The sequence below is a fragment of the Methylobacterium sp. J-072 genome, from assembly GCF_022829425.1.
Classification (GTDB): domain Bacteria; phylum Pseudomonadota; class Alphaproteobacteria; order Rhizobiales; family Beijerinckiaceae; genus Methylobacterium.
On record NZ_JAKSYK010000127.1, the window covers coordinates 15,813 to 29,669 of the forward strand.

Sequence of the window (13,857 nt, forward strand, 5' to 3'; positions counted from 1 at the left end):
GCTTCCGATGTCAGAAGGCCGAGTCCGAAAACAATGATCGACCGTCTGGCCGTTCCCCTCGGCATCCCGCTCCCTTGGCTCGACCGGGCCGGGCGCCTCTCGTGGCTGAAGCTCGCGGTGTTCCTGGCCTGCATCGCGCCGGCACTGTACCTGGCGGGGGCCTACCGACTCGACGCGCTGGGAGCCAAGCCGATCACGGCGCTGATCCACGCCACCGGCGAATGGGCGGTGCGCTTCCTGCTGTTCTCGCTGGCGATCTCGCCGCTGCGCCGCATCGCCGACTGGGGGAAGGTGCTGGTGGTCCGGCGCATGCTCGGCATCACCGTGATGGCCTACGCGGTGGCGCATCTCACCCTCTACGCGGTCGACCAGAACCTGGTCCTGACCAAGGTCGTCACCGAGATCGCCCTGCGGCTCTACCTGACGATCGGGTTCGTGGCGCTGATCGGGCTGATCGCCCTGGGGCTGACCTCCACGGATGCGGCGATCCGCAACCTGGGGCCGAACTGGCACCGGCTGCACCGGCTCGTCTACACGATCGCCGTGCTGGCGCTGGTCCACTATTTTCTGCAATCGAAGATCGACGTCAGCGATCCGGTCTTCTCCGCCGGGCTGTTCCTGCTGCTGATGGGCTGGCGGGCGATGCGGCGGTTCAAGCTGCCGGAGCGGCCGTGGTCGCTGCTGCTGCTGGCGATCCTCGGCGGCCTCGCCACGGCCGGGCTCGAGGCGGCCTGGTACGGGCTCGCCAGCGGCGTCCCGGCCAGCCTCGTGCTGGCGGCCAATCTCGACTTTTCCGGCCCGATCCGCCCGGCCTGGTGGGTCCTGGCGACCGGGTTGCTGATGCCCGCTATCGCGCTGCTGCGGGGCGCCCGCCCCTCCAGCAAGACCGCCAAGCCGGGATCCGGCCGGGACCGCGTGGCCGCGCCGCGTGGGACGCCCTCCCGAGCAGCAGCCTCGCAACCCTTGTCGCCGTCCGCCTGATGCCGCAGAACCCGCGGCCGGCGGCCTCGGGCCGCAGCGGAGTGACATGGGCGATGCGCGGCAGGCTTCTCCTCATCGCGGGCATGCTCGCACCGAGTCTGGCGCTGGCGGCGCCCAAGACGGCACCGGACAAGACGGCGCCGGACAAGGGTGCGACGCCGCCGGCCGCCGCCCCGGTGGCCACGGCCTGCAAGCCGGCCGAGCCGCCGCCGGCCTCGGCCCGGCCGGTCAAGCCCGCTCTGCCCGAGAAGCCGGCCTGCCTCGACGCCAAGGGCGGCTGCCCCGGCTGGGAGGCCTACAGCTTCAACGACGCGGTCAAGGCCTACAACCTGCAAGCGCAGGCGTTCCGGCCGATCGCCGAGGCCTACGTGCAGAAGCTCAACGCCTACGTAAAGGCGAGCGGGGAATACGCGCAGTGCGAGATCAACGCGCTGCAGAACTGAGCCGGCTGAACGGCGGCCAACGGGGGACGCGGCAGAGGTTCAGCCGACGCGGCGCACGCTCCAGCCTCGATGGCCGCGATCCCCGCCGCCGCTTCCTGCCGAGGCCGACCAGTGTCCCTCCGTGATGTCATCGGGCGCGCCGGGTTCTGCGCCCTGCTGTTCGCCGCCGGCCCGGCGCTGGCCGCCGATTTCGACGGTCCGCCGCCGCCGCACGGCTATGGCGGTCCCAGCGATGGCTACGAGCGGCGTCCGCCGCCTCCCCCGCCCGAGCCGGAATTCCACCGCCCGCGCTTCACCGCGGCACCCCCCGAGGCGTGTCGGGAATTCGTCCGGCACCGGTTCGATCCGGATGGGGCGCCGGTTTTACGCCGGGTGCGGATCTGTGACGAGCCCGCCTTCGAGCGCGGTCCGCCCCCGCCACCGGAGGATGACCGGCCCCGCCGCTGGGGCGGACCCCGCTGGTAGGACGACCCGGATCAGATCCGGGCCGGGGCCTTCTTGAGGGCGGCCGCGAAGGCCTTGAGCTGGCGGTTCAGATCCGCCAGCTCGTTCAGCGCGATGGTCTTGTGGCCGTCGCGGACCGCGCGCTCGATATCCTCGACCTGGAGGCTGACGACGCGGCGGATGGCGGTGGCGACTTGTTCTCGGGTCATCGATGCGAGCGTCTCGTTCGAGCGTCCTGGCGGGCCTCAACGGACGGCCGAAACACGGCCGCCGACACCGCCCGGTGATAGGCCGGTAGGCTTAACCGTTGGTGTCCGCGGTCTCCGCCATCCCCGGAAACCGAGCCCTCCAGTCCCTAGCGGCGCCCCTGGATCTCGCCCCGGCGCATCGGCATCGCGTCGATCGTGGCGAACAGCGTTTGGGGCGGGATCGGCGCCGCGGCGGTGAGCTTGGCGCCGCCATCCTTGCCGACCAGAACCGCCCGGAATTCGTCTGCCGGCAGAGACAGTTGGGCGCGCAGGGCCTGGGCCTCGGCGCCGGTCCCGACCGCCTCCAGCACCACGAGGTCGCGCTCGGCCGCGCCGCCCCGCATGGGCCCGAGCGCGGCGCGCTGCGCCCGCAGGTCTGCGTCCGCCGCATCGGGGGCCGACAGCACCAGCACCCGGGAGCGCCAGCGATAGGCGTCGAGCGGGCCGGCCATCGCGGCTCCTGTGGTCAGGGCGGCCAAGCCTAAGCCGATCAGGGTGGTGCGCATGTCGCCTCCGTCTGAAGCCGATGCCGGTCAACGCGCGGGGCGCCCCATTGGCCGCCGGGGTGCGACGCCCCAGATCGGGGGGCGCAGGCTGAGCACTTGGGGAGTCGTCCATGAACGCCGTGAACCGCCGCATCGTCCTGGCCGCGCGCCCACACGGGGAGCCGAAGCCCGAAAACTTCCGCCTGGAGGAGGTACCGGTGCCGGAGATCGGGCCCGGCCAGATCCTGCTGCGCACCCGCTGGTTGTCCCTCGACCCGTATATGCGCGGCCGGATGAGCGACGCGAAATCCTACGCGACCCCGGTCCAGATCGGCGAACCGATCACCGCCGAGGTGGTCGGCGAGGTCGTCGCGTCGAAGAATCCCGATATCCCAGTGGGCGACCTTCGAACGGCCTTCGCGGGCTGGCAGGAATACTTTGCCACCGACGGAAAGGGCACCCGCCGGGTCGATCCGGACGCGGCCCCGCCCTCGACGGCGGTCGGCGTGCTCGGGATGCCGGGCATGACCGCCTATACCGGGCTGCTCAATATCGGCCGGCCGAAACCCGGGGAGACCGTGGTGGTGGCCGCCGCCGCCGGGCCGGTGGGCTCGCTGGTCGGGCAGATCGCCAGGCTGAAGGGCGCCCGGGCGGTGGGGATCGCGGGCGGGCCGGACAAGTGCCGCTATCTCACGGAGGAGCTCGGCTTCGACGCGGCGGTCGACCATCGCGGGGCCGACCTGCCGGGGGCGCTGGCTGAGGCCTGCCCCAAGGGCATCGACGTGTATTTCGAGAATGTCGGCGGCGCGGTTTTTTCCGCCGTACTGCCGCTCTTGAACCCGTTCGCCCGGATCCCGGTCTGCGGCCTGGTCTCGGCCTACAACGCCACCGAGGCGCCCCCCGGGCCGGACCGGCTGCCCGGCCTGATGCGCTCCGTCCTGACCAATCGCCTGCACATCCAGGGCTTCATCGTCTGGGATTTCGCCGACCAGGCCGAGACCTTCCGGCGCGAGGTCGGGGCCTGGATCCGGGAGGGCAAGGTCCGCTACCGGGAGGACGTGGTCGAGGGCCTGGAGAACGCGCCCGACGCGTTCATCGGCCTGCTGAAAGGTCGGAATTTCGGCAAGCTGATTGTGCATATCCCGTAGGCCGATCTTGCCGATCAGATAGAACAGAGATAGAACACACATGTTTGGCGAATTGCGGATAGCGGGCACAAACCCTCACCGCAGGTTGCCGCCCCGACGGCCCGGGCGCATGAGTCCCCGGCCGCCGGGCCCAAGGCCCAGTGAGATCCGTACGGTAAGGAGAGAGCGATGGCGGGCAGCGTCAACAAGGTGATTCTGGTGGGCAATCTCGGGCGCGACCCGGAGATGCGCCGCCTCGGCTCGGGCGACCCGGTCTGCAACCTGCGGCTGGCGACCTCCGAGTCCTGGAAGGACAAGGCCTCCGGCGAGCGCAAGGAGAAGACCGAGTGGCACTCGGTCGTGATCTACAACGACAACCTCGCCCGGGTGGCCGAGCAGTACCTGCGCAAGGGCTCGAAGGTCTATATCGAGGGCCAGCTCCAGACCCGGAAGTGGACCGACAATTCCGGCGTCGAGAAGTACACCACCGAGGTGGTGCTCCAGCGCTTCCGCGGCGAGATGACGATCCTCGACGGCCGCGGCGGCGGCGGCGGCGACTTCGCCGGCGAGGACGAGGGCGGCGGCCAGATCAGCCGCGGCGGCGAGTCCGGCGGTGGCCGGGGCGGCGACCGCGGCGGTGATTTCGGCGGCGGCCGCGCCCAGGGCGGTGGTGGTGGCGGTCGTCCGGCCCCGGCTTCGTCCGGCGGCGGCGGCGCTCGCGGCGGCTACGACCTGGACGACGATATCCCGTTCTAGGGGTTTTGGGACGCTTCAGACCCGCCGCCTCGTGTGGCGGGTTTTTATTTGGATTTCAAGATTAGAACCCGCGGCGAACCGATCCCATGGGCTGATCCTCACTTTGCTCGGGCGCAAAAGCCACAAGCATTCAGCAGCCAAGGAGGACTGGTGTCGTGCTGCGCAAGCTCGGCTCCATTTTAGCGTTGGTTTTCGGAGTTGCGACCTGTTTCGTGATTTACAGCCTAATTGCGGGCGAGCTTGCCACTCTGCCGCCCGATAATGCCAAGCTGATCCTTGATACCGAGCGGCATACTTATGCGAGTATCCCGTGCGCCGTCCGTGGACAGACTGATCGCGAGCTTATTGTTGATCGCGCCGCCTTAGCGAACCCGGACAGCTTTTTGGAGCTTCCATCCTTCGCGAACGAAGGCACGATGGGTCAAATTCGGGAAGAGAAGCGCAGCGGCGTTCTCTGGAAACGCGATACGACGTGTGAAGCGAATGGAGGCTTCGACGTTCGATGGCGGCTCTACCAAACCGAGCCGAAGCCTCGCTGGACACTAGACGGTGATTGGCGCTGGTAAGGCGCCAACGTTGAGGGGGGTGTAGGTCGCGGGTGATTACGAAGCGGTGCTGGCCGCTCGCCATACAACGTAGTCGGGCGAAGTAGCTTTCATCCTGATTGGTGTTGGCACCGTCAGCCGAGTCAGCCTCGCTGCGATTGATGCAGCCCCTGGCGTCATTGCGAGCGCAGCGAAGCAACCCAGGGAAACGCCACATCCGGAGATCGCGCGCCGCACTGGGTTGCTTCGCTGCGCTCGCAATGACGGTGACGATCGACGGGGCTCGATCTGCGCCGCTCACGGCATCGGCGTGCCGCCCGTGGCCGGTACCGCGCCCCCGCCCTCACGGCAGATGCCGCGACAGCGCCACGCCGATCCGCTCGATGGGGATGCGCGGCTTGCTGGCGGCGACGAAGACCACGAGGTCCTTGCCCGGGTTGATGACCGGCACGCTGTTGAAGCCGTCGGTCCCGCCGACCTTCAGCCCGGCAGCTCGGGCATGCCGGAGGTGAAGGCGGCGAGCTGCAGCGGCGTGATCTGTGCCGTGCAGGCGCGCAGGCGCCGGTTCGGCAGATAGGCCTGGATCGGGGCGTCCGTAACCGACCAGTCGGTCTTTTCGAATATTGATATTTTTCGGTTGACCTCAGCAACCGATATGGATCTATTGCCTTCGACACTGTATATCCGCCCGGTTGGGCATTTCTCTCCGACGGTCAAAAGATCCGGCATGCCCAAAGATTGATCAGCAGCTCCGCCTTGCGATCAAGAGACTGAAAAAAAGGGGAAATAAACCGGCTCTGGCACAAGTCTTTGATCTCAGAAACAAATCTGCGGCATGGGTTGCTTGCATCAGACGGGTGCGGCCGGCCTTTGACCATGATCGGAGCGTGCCGGCGTGGATAGTTTCATCGGATCCGGGAGCCGGAAGATGTCAGATCTCTATGCGATCGTCGATTGCATCACCGAGGCCGAACACCACATCCGACAGGCGGAAGCGCTTCTGAAAGAGCTCGAAGAGGCCCAGTGCAGCGAGGCCCGGCGCTTGCGGGCCTGCATGTATATCGCCGCGATGAAGCGGCTGAAGCGCATCATCGAGACCCATCACACCGCGGAGGCGGTCGAATACGCCGCGCAGCCGGCGGCCAACCTGCCCGGCCCGCCGCGGTTCCGCTGGTGGCCCGTTCCGAAACGGGCGATCGAGACCGGGTTCTTCCGGCGCCGGACCGGTTGAGACTCCGGGGATCCGGCCGGCCGGATCGGGATGGACCGTCAGGGGCGCGACCATGCCCAAGCGATTGCTGTTTTTCTGCCTTCCGATCCTGGCCCTGATCGTTTTCCTGCCGACGCGGCCCGTCATCGGCCGGGACGAGCGCGTCCCGGTCCATCAGGCGGTCGAGATCGAGACCCTGGTCAACGAGGCCGCCGAGACGATCGAGAGCAAGGGCCGGACGGCGTTTCCGGAGTTCCGGCGCAAGAACAGCCCCTGGCGCTACGGCGACGTCTACCTGTTCGTCGTCGACATGCAGGGGATCGTGCTGTTCAACGCCGCTCATCCGAACCGCGAGGGCCGGGACCTGCTCCAGGAGCACGATGCGGCCGGCAAGCAGTTCCACAAGGACTTCATCGGCGTGGTGCGGGAATCCGGCTCCGGCTGGGTCGATTACATGTTCCCGCGGCCCCGGCGCAGCACGCCGGAGGTGAAGTGGAGCTACGTCTGCGGGACCAGTGTCGACGGTACCCCCGCGCTGGTGGGCGCGGGGGTCTACGTGGAGTGAGGCGGGCGCCTCACAGCATCGGCATGCCGCCGGTGACCGGCACCAGGGCGCCCGACATGAAGCTGCCCTCGCGCGAGGCGAGGAGCACGTAGGCCGGGGCCAGCTCGGCCGGCTGGCCGGCGCGGCCCAGCGGGGTCTGGGCGCCGAGCTCTTCCAGCTCCTCGGGGCTCTTCACGATCGGCTGGATCGGGGTCCAGACCGGGCCGGGCGCGACGCAATTCACCCGGATGCCCTTGGGGGCGAGCAGGTTCGACAGCCCGATGGTGAGGCTGGCGATGGCGCCCTTGGTGGCGGCGTAGATCAGCATGTTCGGGCCCGCGACCTTGGCCTGGACGCTGGTCGAGTTCACGATCGCGCCGCCCGGCTTCATATGCGGCACGGCGGCCTGGGCGAGGTAGTACATCGCGAAGACGTTGGCCCGGAACGAGCCCTCGATATCGGTGGCCGTCAGGTCCTCGAGGCCCTCGTTCACCACCTGGGCGGCGGCGTTGTTGACCAGAATATCGAGCCGCCCGAACGCGGCCATGGTGCGGTCCACGAGCGTCCGGCACTGGGCCTCGTCGCGGATATCGCCGGGCAGGAGCAGGCAGCGGCGGCCGGCTTTTTCCACCCAGGCCTTGGTGTCCTCGGCATCCTCCTGCTCGACCTCGAGATAGGAGATCGCCACGTCGGCGCCCTCCCGGGCATAGGCGATCGCCACCGCCCGGCCGATGCCGGAATCGCCGCCGGTGATCAGCGCCGCCTGGCCGGTGAGCAGGCCCTTGCCGACGTAGCTGTCTTCGCCGTGGTCGGGCCGCGGCGTCATCCTGGAGGTGAGGCCCGGCCGCTCCTGCTGCTGGTCGCCGGGAAACGGCGGCCGGGGACCGGCCTCGCGGGGATCGTCGGTCATCGGGGGCTAGTTCCTGGGGGGCCGGGCCGAAGGCGTTGGGGCCGCGTGCCGGGCCCGGCCGTCACAATCACGCCGCCGATGCTGAAGCGTGCCTCAGAAGGCGCGGTCGCGAGCGGCGTGCGGGCCGCCGTAGCGGCGGCGCAGGAAGGAGACGACCTTGGGAAGCAGAAGGGCGATCAGGATCTTGCGCATCGGGCCGGCTCGCATCGCGGGTTCGTGAACCGCCAATGCTCAGACGTGATGGCGGTTCCGTGCGGCCGAATCACAGCTCCAGGGTCAGGGTCACGGGGGCGTGGTCGGAGGGCCGCTCCCAGGCGCGGGCGTCGCGCAGGACCTCCACCGAGCGGACCGTGCCGGCGAGATCCGGCGACACCCAGGCATGGTCGAGGCGCCGGCCCTTGTTGGCCGCCGACCAGTCCGGCGAGCGGTAGCTCCACCAGGTGTAGATCTTCTCCGGCTCCGGGGTGAGGTGGCGGGCCGTGTCGATCCAGCCGGCCTCCCCGCGCAGCAGCTCCAGGGCCTCGGTCTCGACGGGGGTGTGGCTCACCACGTCGAGGAGCTGCTTGTGCGACCAGACATCGTGCTCCAGCGGCGCGACGTTGAGATCCCCCACCAGGATCGCCGGGCCGGCGACGCGCTTGCCGCCCCAGGCGCGCAGCTCACTCAGGAAATCGAGCTTGTGGGCGAATTTCGGGTTGAGCTCCCGGTCGGGCACGTCGCCGCCGGCCGGGACGTAGAAATCGTGTAGCACGATCCCCGAGGCCGCCCCCGCCTCCGGCCCGAGCACCGCGGAGATGTGCCGGGCGTCCTGCTTCTCGCAAAACCCCATCACGCCGCGGGTGTGCAGGGGGAAGCGCGACAGGATCGCGACGCCGTTATAGCCCTTCTGGCCGGCGAACATGACGTGCTCGTAGCCCGAGCCGCGCAGGGCTTTCAGCGGGAAGGCGTCGTCCGGGCACTTGGTCTCTTGGAGGCAGAGCACGTCCGGCTTGTGCTCGGCCAGGACGCGCAGGACCAGGTCGATGCGCAGCCGCACCGAGTTGATGTTCCAGGTGGTGACGGACAGGCGCACGGGCGGGGTCTCGGGTTGGGGACGTCAGGGGCAGCAGAAAAATTGCTTTACGAAAGTTCTGGCTGAGAAATTTCGCGTTTCTCAGGTTTGCGCTCGATCAGGAACCTTACGGTCGCAAAATAAACCTCCCTGTCATTCCGGGGCGCCGTAGGCGAGCCCGGAATCCAGAGCCGCCGACGGCGCAAAACCTTGCTCCACCTACGGTTCTGGATCCCGGGCTCCGCTGCGCGGCCCCGGGATGACACGGTGGATGTTTCAACGATTGAGCGAACCTCGACCCCTTGGGCGAATGGGTTCCTGGTGAGCTGTTGCTCAACGGAGCATTCCGCATCGACCAAAAAATCAGTTGGGCTGCTGGGATTGCTGGATCTGCTGCTGCATCGCCTTGTCCTCGGCACGCCCGTAATTGATGAAGAACAGGCTGCCGTCGACGGTCTTGGGCCTTTGCAGGTTCGAGAGCTGCACCGTGGTGATGTAGCCCTGCGGGTCGGTGATCCGCCACTGCGACAGGGTCTTCATCTCGGCATCGAAGAACAGCTGGATCTTCGAGGTGCCGCCGAGCGTCGCCCGGTCCTCCAGGCTGATGCGCACGCCGCCCGGATCGTTGGTAACGTCGGTGACCGAGAGGTCGCGGGCGAGGTCGATCTTTTCGCGGAGCAGGAATTTCAGCGGCGTCTGGGCGATGAAGTAGAGGTCCTGGGTGGCGAGCTTGCGGTCGCGCACCGCCACGGAGGTGCCGTCGGCCACGACCTCCAGCGGCGAGGGCTGGTCGTAATCGAAGCGCAGGCGGCCGGGCTTGGCCAGCGTCAGCTTGCCGCCGATCCGGCGCCCGTCCGCGCCGATCTGCATGAAGCTGCCCGTCAGGGTGTTCATGGCGTTGAAATAGGCGTTGGCCTGGGCCAGCACCGTGGCGGCGTCCGCCGGCTCGGACGGGGCCAGCGCCGAGGGCGCGCCGACAGCCGCGACCTTCGGCTCGGTGGCCTTGTGATCGGCTTTTTCGGAATTCTTGGCACTGGGCTTGAGGCTGCCGGTCTTGGGGGCATCCTTGGCCGCGTCTTTCACGACAGGCTTGGCCGCCGGCTTCTTCGCTGCCGGCGCAGGCGCAGCCGGGGCGGCCTCCGGCTCCGGGGCTGGCTCTTCCTTGCGGCCGAACAGGCTGTCGATGAACGCGCCGACCTGCGCCTGCGCCGGGGCGGCGGGGGCGAGCCACAGCCCGGCGGCGATCAGGGAGCCGGCTGTGCGGGTGCGGCGGCCGATCATCGGCAGAACCTCCTGGGCGCCCGGGCGGGCGATCCGGCAGAAACGGGAATGGACGGGGCTTAGACCCCCGCCCTGTGGCGAAGATGCGACGCGACGAGCCGCGACCCATTGGATCGCGGCCCGGCGGACTCACTCGTCGTCGTACATCCCGCTCGAGGCGTGCGGCGCCCCGGCGACGAGGATGTCGCGCTTGCCGGCATGGTTGGCCGGGCCGACGATACCCTCGATCTCCATCCGCTCCATGATCGAGGCGGCGCGGTTGTAGCCGATCTGCAGCCGGCGCTGGATGTAGCTGGTGGACGCCTTCTGGTCGCGCAGCACCACCTCGATCGCCTGCTTGTACAGGTCGTCCGACTCGCCGCCGGTTGCCGCCGCGAAGGCGCCGATGTCGAAGACCGGGGCCTCCTCGTCGGGCTCCTCGGAACGCTCGACTTTTTCCGCCTTGGCGCCGCGACCGGACTTGCCCTCCTTGGCCGGCTCCTCGGGGGTGTCGTCGGTGGTGACGGCGTCGAGGTAGCTCGGCCGGCCCTGGCGCTTGAGATGGGCGACGACGCTCTCGACCTCGCTGTCCGAGCAGAACGGTCCGTGCACGCGCGTCGTCCGGCCGCCGCCCGCCATGAACAGCATGTCGCCCTGGCCCAGAAGCTGCTCCGCGCCCATCTCACCCAGGATCGTGCGGCTGTCGATCTTGCTGGTCACCTGGAAGGAGATGCGGGTCGGGAAGTTCGCCTTGATCGTGCCGGTGATCACGTCCACGGACGGACGCTGGGTTGCCATGATCAGGTGGATGCCGGCCGCCCGCGCCATCTGGGCAAGCCGCTGGATCGCGCCCTCGATGTCCTTGCCGGCCACCATCATCAGGTCGGCCATCTCGTCGACCACGATCACGATGTAGGGCAGGGCCGAGAGGTCCATCGCCTCCTGCTCGAACACCGCCTCGCCGGTCTCGCGGTTGAACCCGGTCTGGACCGTGCGGGTGATGACCTCGCCGCGCTCGCGGGCCTCCTTCATCCGGCCGTTGTAGCCGTCGATGTTGCGGACCGCGATCTTGGCCATCTTCTTGTAGCGCTCCTCCATCTCGCGCACCGCCCATTTGAGGGCGATCACCGCCTTCTTCGGATCGGTCACGACGGGGGAGAGCAGGTGCGGGATGCCGTCATAGACCGACAGTTCCAGCATCTTGGGATCGACCATGATCAGCCGGCACTCCTCCGGCTTCAGCCGGTAGAGCAGGCTGAGGATCATGGTGTTGATGGCGACCGACTTGCCCGAGCCGGTGGTGCCGGCGACGAGCAGGTGCGGCATCCGGGCGAGGTCGGCGATGATCGGCTCGCCACCGATATTCTTGCCGAGGCACAGAGCGAGCTTGTGCTTGCTCTCATAAAAATCCGGGGCCGAGAGCAGCTCGCGGAGATAGACCGTCTCGCGGGTGTCGTTCGGCAACTCGATGCCGATGACGTTGCGGCCGGGGACGACGGCGACGCGGGCCGAGACCGCCGACATCGACCGGGCGATGTCGTCCGACAGGCCGATCACGCGGCTGGACTTGGTGCCGGGGGCCGGCTCCAGCTCGTAGAGGGTCACGACCGGGCCGGGGCGCACGGCCAGGATGTCGCCGCGCACGCCGAAATCCTGCACCGTCTGCTGGAGGTTGAGGGCGTTCTGCTCCAGCACGTCGGCGTCGACTTCCTCGGTGCCGTTCTCGTCCGGCAGGGCGAGCAGGCCGAGGGAGGGCAGCTCGTAATCGGCGTTCTCGACGCTGGCGATCTCCAGGTGCCGGCCGGCCGGGATCAGGTGCGCCCGGGGCGCGACCATCGGCAGGGCGGGGGCGGCGGGCGCCTCGACCGGCTGGGCGACGGGCGCCTCGACCGGCTCCGGCGTGGCCTCGGCGTAGACGGGCTCGGCCTGGACCGGCTCGGGCTCCACCGGGGCGGGCTCGGGCTGCGGCGCCATCTTGCCGCGCAGCAGGACCGTGCGCGGGGTCATCGGGATCACCACCCGGTCGGCCTCCGACGAGACCCGGACCGGGTCGACACCCATCGGGGCGGCCGCTTCCGACAGAAACTCCGGCGCGGACTCGGGCGCGGCCGGCAGAACCGGCGCGGGCACGCTCGGCTGGCCGGCGGCGCGGATCGCCGCCCGGGCCGCCATGGCGCAGAGTGCGGGAGCGCGGCGGGGCGCTTCGGCTGCGGGCGCCGACGGCTCGGTCGCATCGCTGCCGGGGCCGAAGACGAGCGCCAGGGCAGGCTTGGCCGGCAGGAACGCGTCGCGGATCGCGGCGGTCTCGTCGGCGTGAAGGTCATCGTCCCGGCCGTTATCCTGCCCATCGGCGGGACGCGGCGGCTGGTCGAACCGCACGAGCCGGTCGAGGACGTAGACCGGGCGCGGCGGCTGCGGAGCCTCCTGGGGCATGGCGACCACAGGCTCGCCCGCCAGCATATTGGTGACGGCTCCCGCCGGCATGGCACCGGCGATCACCGGAGCGGCGGCGAGCGCCGCCTCGAGGCCGGCGGCTACGGGCTGGGACGCCAGCGCGGCCCAGGCCTCCACGGACGACCAGTCGCCGGCATTCCAGTCGCTGCCATCGAACCAGGGCTGGACCTCGGACCAATCCGGCAGGTCGGACCAGTCGCGGGCGGGCGCCTCGGCCGGAACCTCGGCCGAAGCATAGGCAACGACCGGCTCCGACACCGCGACCGGGGCGATCGCCGCCGTGGAGGCGGACAGCTCGACGCTCGGCCGCACCGGGCGGCGATCCGGGGTGCGGAAGTAGCGGACGCCGGGGGGCGCCACGAAGGGCTGGCGCCACAGCGGCACCACCTCGCCGTCCTCCGCGATCTCGGTCTGCACGGCGTCGGGCATGGCCACGGGGGCCTCGACCCGCGCCTGTGCGACCTGCTGCTCGCGCTCGGCGCGCTCCCGAGCTTCCTGTTCGCGGGCGGCCCGCTCGGTCTCGACGGCGAGGGCCGCCGCCTGCGCCTCGGCGCGGGCCCGCTCCAGGGCGACGCGCTCGGCCTCCAGGGCGCGCTGGCGGCGCTCCTGCAGGACCGAATCCGGGGTGCGGGTCCAGCGCGCCGCCGGGGCGGCGGCCGCCTGCACCGAGGAAGCGGGCATCGAATCCTCGGGAGCGATCGAGGCCGGCCGGCGCGGCTGGCGCACCAGCACGCCCGGCGTCGAAGCGCTGCGGTCGATCCGGCTCTCGAAGCGCGGCTCGTCCGAGGCGTCGAGGCTTGCCCGGTCGTCGAACACATGGGCCGGCCAGACATGCTCGGGGGGCGCCGAGGCGCTGGCCCGCGGGCCGCGCTCAAAGCCGTCCCGGCCGACCATGGCGGCCGGCGCGGTGAGCCAACTCGGCTCCGTGCGGCGGCCGGGGATCGCGTAGCCCGGACGGGCGGGCAGCCCGGCCGGTGCGCCGGACAGACGTCGGGTCAGGCTCGCCCGCAAGGCCATCAGCCGATGCGCCAAGGCGCCGAGCGACAGGCCCGAACGGTCGCCGCCGCGGACGGGGCGGGCAGGGTCACGATGAGAGTACGGAGGCCGTCCCGATGCGCGCATGGGTTCTCGAACGATACTCGAAACAGGGATCCGCCGGTGGCCGGCGGGCTGCCCCGAGTTAGGCCGTTTGTCGTTAACGGAGGCTTTTCAGGGCCCCTCGGACCGGAAACCAGGATGGGATTTTTGGCCTGTTCGGCGGGGTGCTAGCCGCGCCTTTAGGGAAGGTGTTTGCCAGAGGGCGCGTAGCTTGACGGAATGCTCGATGGTCGGTCCTACGCCGTCATTGCGAGCGCAGCGAAGCAACCTAGGGACACGCCACATCTGGGGATCGTCCGCT

The 13,857-nt window shown here is 69.5% G+C and carries 15 protein-coding genes; 8 read left to right on the plus strand and 7 right to left on the minus strand.

The annotated features are described in order from the left end of the window. Window positions 1-33 precede the first annotated feature (33 nt). The 3 genes from MKK67_RS14595 to MKK67_RS14605 all read left to right on the plus strand — a co-directional run bounded on the left by MKK67_RS14595 (window position 34) and on the right by MKK67_RS14605 (window position 1,889). The gene (locus tag MKK67_RS14595) at window positions 34-981 is read left to right on the plus strand and encodes a sulfite oxidase heme-binding subunit YedZ (RefSeq protein ID WP_243965768.1); all 948 of its coding nucleotides are present in this window, start codon (window positions 34-36) and stop codon (window positions 979-981) included. Window positions 982-1,034: 53 nt separating this feature from the next. Further along, on the plus strand, window positions 1,035-1,424 hold the full coding sequence (locus MKK67_RS14600; protein WP_243965769.1) for a hypothetical protein: 390 nt from the start codon (window positions 1,035-1,037) through the stop codon (window positions 1,422-1,424). Window positions 1,425-1,535: 111 nt separating this feature from the next. Next, a complete protein-coding gene (locus MKK67_RS14605; RefSeq protein ID WP_243965770.1) occupies window positions 1,536-1,889 on the plus strand; it encodes a hypothetical protein in 354 nt (117 codons plus the stop codon). Window positions 1,890-1,900: 11 nt separating this feature from the next. Here the strand turns inward: MKK67_RS14605 and MKK67_RS14610 are convergent, their stop codons facing one another. Continuing rightward, window positions 1,901-2,077: a hypothetical protein gene (locus tag MKK67_RS14610; protein ID WP_007569379.1), complete on the minus strand. Its 177-nt coding sequence runs from the start codon at window positions 2,075-2,077 to the stop codon at window positions 1,901-1,903. Between the two features lie 146 nt (window positions 2,078-2,223). Next, a complete protein-coding gene (locus tag MKK67_RS14615; RefSeq protein ID WP_243965771.1) occupies window positions 2,224-2,622 on the minus strand; it encodes a DUF4174 domain-containing protein in 399 nt (132 codons plus the stop codon). Window positions 2,623-2,732: 110 nt separating this feature from the next. Between MKK67_RS14615 and MKK67_RS14620 the strand changes: the two genes are divergently transcribed. The 3 genes from MKK67_RS14620 (at window position 2,733) to MKK67_RS14630 (ending at window position 5,050) form a co-directional block, all read left to right on the plus strand. After that, window positions 2,733-3,749: an NADP-dependent oxidoreductase gene (locus MKK67_RS14620; protein WP_243965772.1), complete on the plus strand. Its 1,017-nt coding sequence runs from the start codon at window positions 2,733-2,735 to the stop codon at window positions 3,747-3,749. Window positions 3,750-3,917: 168 nt separating this feature from the next. Next, window positions 3,918-4,484, plus strand: coding sequence for a single-stranded DNA-binding protein (gene ssb, locus MKK67_RS14625; protein ID WP_243965774.1), 567 nt, complete (start codon window positions 3,918-3,920; stop codon window positions 4,482-4,484). Window positions 4,485-4,639: 155 nt separating this feature from the next. Beyond that, window positions 4,640-5,050 (plus strand): hypothetical protein, encoded by a 411-nt coding sequence (locus MKK67_RS14630; RefSeq protein WP_160329344.1) that lies wholly within the window; start codon window positions 4,640-4,642, stop codon window positions 5,048-5,050. 459 nt (window positions 5,051-5,509) lie between these two features. Here the strand turns inward: MKK67_RS14630 and MKK67_RS14640 are convergent, their stop codons facing one another. After that, window positions 5,510-5,758 (minus strand): hypothetical protein, encoded by a 249-nt coding sequence (locus MKK67_RS14640; RefSeq protein WP_243965775.1) that lies wholly within the window; start codon window positions 5,756-5,758, stop codon window positions 5,510-5,512. 199 nt (window positions 5,759-5,957) lie between these two features. Between MKK67_RS14640 and MKK67_RS14645 the strand changes: the two genes are divergently transcribed. Further along, entirely contained in the window at window positions 5,958-6,260 is a 303-nt protein-coding gene (locus MKK67_RS14645; RefSeq protein WP_243965776.1) for a hypothetical protein, read from the plus strand. 52 nt (window positions 6,261-6,312) lie between these two features. Next, entirely contained in the window at window positions 6,313-6,804 is a 492-nt protein-coding gene (locus MKK67_RS14650; RefSeq protein ID WP_243965777.1) for a cache domain-containing protein, read from the plus strand. Between the two features lie 10 nt (window positions 6,805-6,814). Here the strand turns inward: MKK67_RS14650 and MKK67_RS14655 are convergent, their stop codons facing one another. The 4 genes from MKK67_RS14655 to MKK67_RS14670 form a co-directional block, all read right to left on the minus strand. Further along, window positions 6,815-7,693: an SDR family oxidoreductase gene (locus tag MKK67_RS14655; protein WP_243965778.1), complete on the minus strand. Its 879-nt coding sequence runs from the start codon at window positions 7,691-7,693 to the stop codon at window positions 6,815-6,817. A gap of 262 nt (window positions 7,694-7,955) precedes the next feature. After that, window positions 7,956-8,765 (minus strand): exodeoxyribonuclease III, encoded by an 810-nt coding sequence (gene xth, locus MKK67_RS14660; protein ID WP_243965779.1) that lies wholly within the window; start codon window positions 8,763-8,765, stop codon window positions 7,956-7,958. A 342-nt stretch (window positions 8,766-9,107) separates the two neighbouring features. Next, a complete protein-coding gene (locus MKK67_RS14665; protein WP_243965780.1) occupies window positions 9,108-10,025 on the minus strand; it encodes a LolA family protein in 918 nt (305 codons plus the stop codon). Window positions 10,026-10,154: 129 nt separating this feature from the next. Then, entirely contained in the window at window positions 10,155-13,475 is a 3,321-nt protein-coding gene (locus tag MKK67_RS14670; protein WP_243965781.1) for a DNA translocase FtsK, read from the minus strand. Between the last annotated feature and the right edge of the window lie 382 nt (window positions 13,476-13,857).

What these genes read in the sequence shown, in the direction of transcription:
- MKK67_RS14620 (WP_243965772.1), top strand. Translation starts at nt 2,733, where the DNA reads ATGAACGCCGTGAACCGCCGCATCGTCCTGGCCGCGCGCCCACACGGG.
- MKK67_RS14670 (WP_243965781.1), bottom strand. Translation starts at nt 13,475, where the DNA reads ATGGCCTTGCGGGCGAGCCTGACCCGACGTCTGTCCGGCGCACCGGCC.
- MKK67_RS14610 (WP_007569379.1), bottom strand. Translation starts at nt 2,077, where the DNA reads ATGACCCGAGAACAAGTCGCCACCGCCATCCGCCGCGTCGTCAGCCTC.
- MKK67_RS14615 (WP_243965771.1), bottom strand. Translation starts at nt 2,622, where the DNA reads ATGCGCACCACCCTGATCGGCTTAGGCTTGGCCGCCCTGACCACAGGA.
- MKK67_RS14600 (WP_243965769.1), top strand. Translation starts at nt 1,035, where the DNA reads ATGCGCGGCAGGCTTCTCCTCATCGCGGGCATGCTCGCACCGAGTCTG.
- MKK67_RS14645 (WP_243965776.1), top strand. Translation starts at nt 5,958, where the DNA reads ATGTCAGATCTCTATGCGATCGTCGATTGCATCACCGAGGCCGAACAC.
- MKK67_RS14665 (WP_243965780.1), bottom strand. Translation starts at nt 10,025, where the DNA reads ATGATCGGCCGCCGCACCCGCACAGCCGGCTCCCTGATCGCCGCCGGG.
- MKK67_RS14655 (WP_243965778.1), bottom strand. Translation starts at nt 7,693, where the DNA reads ATGACCGACGATCCCCGCGAGGCCGGTCCCCGGCCGCCGTTTCCCGGC.
- ssb (WP_243965774.1), top strand. Translation starts at nt 3,918, where the DNA reads ATGGCGGGCAGCGTCAACAAGGTGATTCTGGTGGGCAATCTCGGGCGC.
- MKK67_RS14640 (WP_243965775.1), bottom strand. Translation starts at nt 5,758, where the DNA reads ATGCCGGATCTTTTGACCGTCGGAGAGAAATGCCCAACCGGGCGGATA.
- MKK67_RS14595 (WP_243965768.1), top strand. Translation starts at nt 34, where the DNA reads ATGATCGACCGTCTGGCCGTTCCCCTCGGCATCCCGCTCCCTTGGCTC.
- MKK67_RS14650 (WP_243965777.1), top strand. Translation starts at nt 6,313, where the DNA reads ATGCCCAAGCGATTGCTGTTTTTCTGCCTTCCGATCCTGGCCCTGATC.